Source organism: Hyalangium sp., from assembly GCF_035629615.1.
In the GTDB taxonomy this organism is placed as follows: domain Bacteria; phylum Myxococcota; class Myxococcia; order Myxococcales; family Myxococcaceae; genus Hyalangium.
Genome location: NZ_DASPHO010000828.1, coordinates 1 through 2,806, shown reverse-complemented (window position 1 = coordinate 2,806; position 2,806 = coordinate 1). Strand labels below are relative to the sequence as shown.

At 67.6% G+C, this 2,806-nt stretch carries 3 protein-coding genes; 2 read left to right on the top strand and 1 reads right to left on the bottom strand.

The features are described from left to right. Positions 1–1,156, top strand: a 1,156-nt coding sequence (locus VD972_RS41655) for a serine/threonine protein kinase (RefSeq protein WP_324994976.1), incomplete at its 5' end; no start/stop codon positions are given. Positions 1,157–1,806: 650 nt separating this feature from the next. After that, positions 1,807–2,118 carry an Ig-like domain-containing protein gene (locus VD972_RS41650; protein WP_324994974.1) on the top strand — a complete coding sequence of 104 codons (312 nt, stop codon included), beginning with the start codon at positions 1,807–1,809 and terminating at the stop codon, positions 2,116–2,118. A gap of 73 nt (positions 2,119–2,191) precedes the next feature. Here VD972_RS41650 and VD972_RS41645 read toward each other — a convergent pair. Continuing rightward, on the bottom strand, positions 2,192–2,806 hold a 615-nt coding region (locus VD972_RS41645), incomplete at its 5' end, for a hypothetical protein (RefSeq protein WP_324994972.1).

The window sequence follows — 2,806 nt, the reverse complement described above, 5'->3', positions numbered from 1 at the left end:
CTCTGCGGAGGTGCTCCGGGTGCTGGCCCAGCTGGCGCGGGCCCTCGAGGCTGTGCACGCCGAGAGCGGTGTCCACCGAGACGTGAAGGGAGCCAATGTGCTGGTGCGGCGCGCCGACCACCACGCGTGGCTCCTCGACTTCGGCACGGGAACCTTTCAGGGTGCCTATACCCTCACGCCCCCCATGGGGTTCCCAGGAACTCCGGCCTATCGCTCCCCAGAGTCGTGGCTGTTCGAGCTGCAGTTCAGCAGAAACTCCACGGCCCGCTATGCCGCCGGGCCAGCCGATGACCTCTACTCGCTGGGAGTGACTGCGTGCCGGCTGGTCACCGGCGAATACCCGGAGTTTTGCGAGCCCACGAAGGATGAGAACGGCCTCTGGCACCTGGAGAAGGTGATTGCTCCTGCCGCGCTTCAGCTCCCCGAGCGTGTGGAGCCGCAGCTTCGAGCGCTCATCCTGCGAATGCTCTCGGTGGACCCCAAGGAGCGTGGAACCGCTGCGGAGCTGGCCGAGGCGCTGGAGCAGGCTGCACAGAGCCTGGCTGTGGAGAGCGCTCAAACGAGCTCAGCCGAGGAAGAGCAGGGCCCCCCGGCGAGAGCTCACGAGGAAGTGGCCGCGGCTGAGAAGGACTCCACGAGGGCCAAGGTGGAGGTGCAAGCTCTCGAGTCGTCTGCGCATGCGGGTGGCTTGGCCAAGGCCAAGAGGCTCCGAAAGCAGGTATGGCCCGAGCGGCACAGGCTCGTGGCAGCGGCCGCGGTGCTGGGAGTGTTGGCGTGGTGGGTCATGCCTGAAACGTCCGAGGAAAGGCCCTCCGTCGCACGCAAGGAGGTGGCAGAGGCCGGCAAGGCGGACGCGGGTCCGGTGGGGCTGGGCGAGGTCGCGGCGTCCCTGTCGACCTTGGACGCTCCCGCGTCTCGCATCCCGGAGGGACTGACGGAGGACGCTCTGCCCGAGCCGCTGCCAGGTCAGACGCGTCCGAATGCCAAAGGCCGGTGTCCTCACAAGCAGCAGATTGCTCTCAAAGGGGGCTGTTGGGTTGTTGTGGAAGTGGAGCGTGAGAAGTGTGAGGCACTCAGCGGGCGAACGTTCGAGAGCACGTGCTACGTGCCCGTCATCCCGCCCGGCCAGCCACCCACCTCGGGTGGCCTCAAGTAAATAACCCCCGAGGTACGGGTGGCGCTGCTTGCCCAGATCCGTGCCCCGGCGCTGCGAGAGGAACTCGTCGCGGCGGTGACGACGCGGGCCCTCGACGATCCGTCGCTGCTCAGACAGGCTCCTGCGCGACTTGGTGCCGCGCGAGTCGTATCTCGAGCTCACGCGTCAGCTCCTGCAGGATCCGGAGCCAGGCCATGGGGTCCACGCCATCCGGACCCTGTCCTTCGGCAAGCACCTTCCCGCCGTGCCGGAGCTGGCGGTGATGCTGAGCGATCACCACAGTCTGATCGCTCGCACGGCACGCGAAGGACTCCAGCTCCTGGGGGAGGCCGCATTGCCCGCGCTGCGCTTCCTAGCGGACGCCGCGACTGGACTGGGCAGGGTTGCTGCGCAGGAGCTTCGCGCTGGACACCTTTCGCGTGCGTCAAGTGTGTGGGCAGGCGGCGAGTGCTGTCGTACCTGACGGCTCTCGGTGGGGTGCGTGCCATCCTGGAGCACCTGGGACTGCCCACGCTGCCTGGGAGGTTGGCCCCGGCGCGGGGGCCACCCCAGGACTCGTGGGTTTGAGTCATAAGCAGCAGTGGCCCATCGCCTGCCGCCTCCTCATGGGAGGGCGGCTTGAGCAGGCGTGTACCCTCTAGGGCTGCGCGGTGGGCGCTCCCACGTGGCACTCGGCCCTCCGGCACTCGTCAGCAGCCCTCCTCTGCCTCTCTTCTCTCGCCCGTTCCCTGGTGGTCTTCTTCGCCGGTGCCATCAACTTGGGCACCGACACCTCCGCGCCGTACTCCTTCAGCTACAACACCCGGAGCCTGCCCAATGGGGCCAAGGTCCTCACGGCCAAGGCGTATGACACCCTGAACAACCTGGGGACCTCGGCACCCGTGAACGTCACCTTCGACAACGACTTCACGGTGCCGACGACGTCCATCACCTCGCCTGGCAGTGGCTCCACGTGGAAATGATCCTCCGGAAACGCGGGCTGCGGTCAGGACACCGAGGCGCCCCGTCCGCCGTGAGCCAGCACGAGCTGGACCCTCAGTCGGCGCGCTCGATGATCTCGGCGATGAGCTGCCGCTGTCCGCGCGCCACCCCCTTGATGACGTACCACTGCTCCGGCGTCCCCGAGCTGTACGACTTCGCCTGGCGCACCGCGCGCTCGGCCTTGCTGCCCTTCTTCACGTACATCCGCATCGGCAGCCCGCCGGAGTCGGTTCCCTCGGGGCCGGTGACCGTGAAGGGCGTGTACTCGCCCTTTGCGAGCTCCGGGAGCTGGTACTGGTTGTCGGTGCTGCGGATGACGACGCGCATCGCGACGCGCTTTCCATCCAGCTTGTCCCACGTCGCGGCGCTCTTCGCGGCGTCGCCCCAGGTGACGTCCTCATAGTCGAAGTTCGACTCGGCCCGTGCGACGCCGGTGAAGGAGACCGGCAGGTCCTTCGCGCGCGCGCCGGCGGTCACCTTCGGGTTCGTCGGGAAGAGCTTGAGTGCCTTCTCCCACGGATACAGCGGCATGAAGCCGGAAGGTCCCTGCCCACCGGTGGCGAGCACCGGCTGGCCGAGCATCTCTCGGAGCTGGTTCCAGTCGTCCATCGTCACCTTGCCCGGCACGTAGGCGGTGCGGCTCAGGTAGACGTCGAACCACTTCTGGTC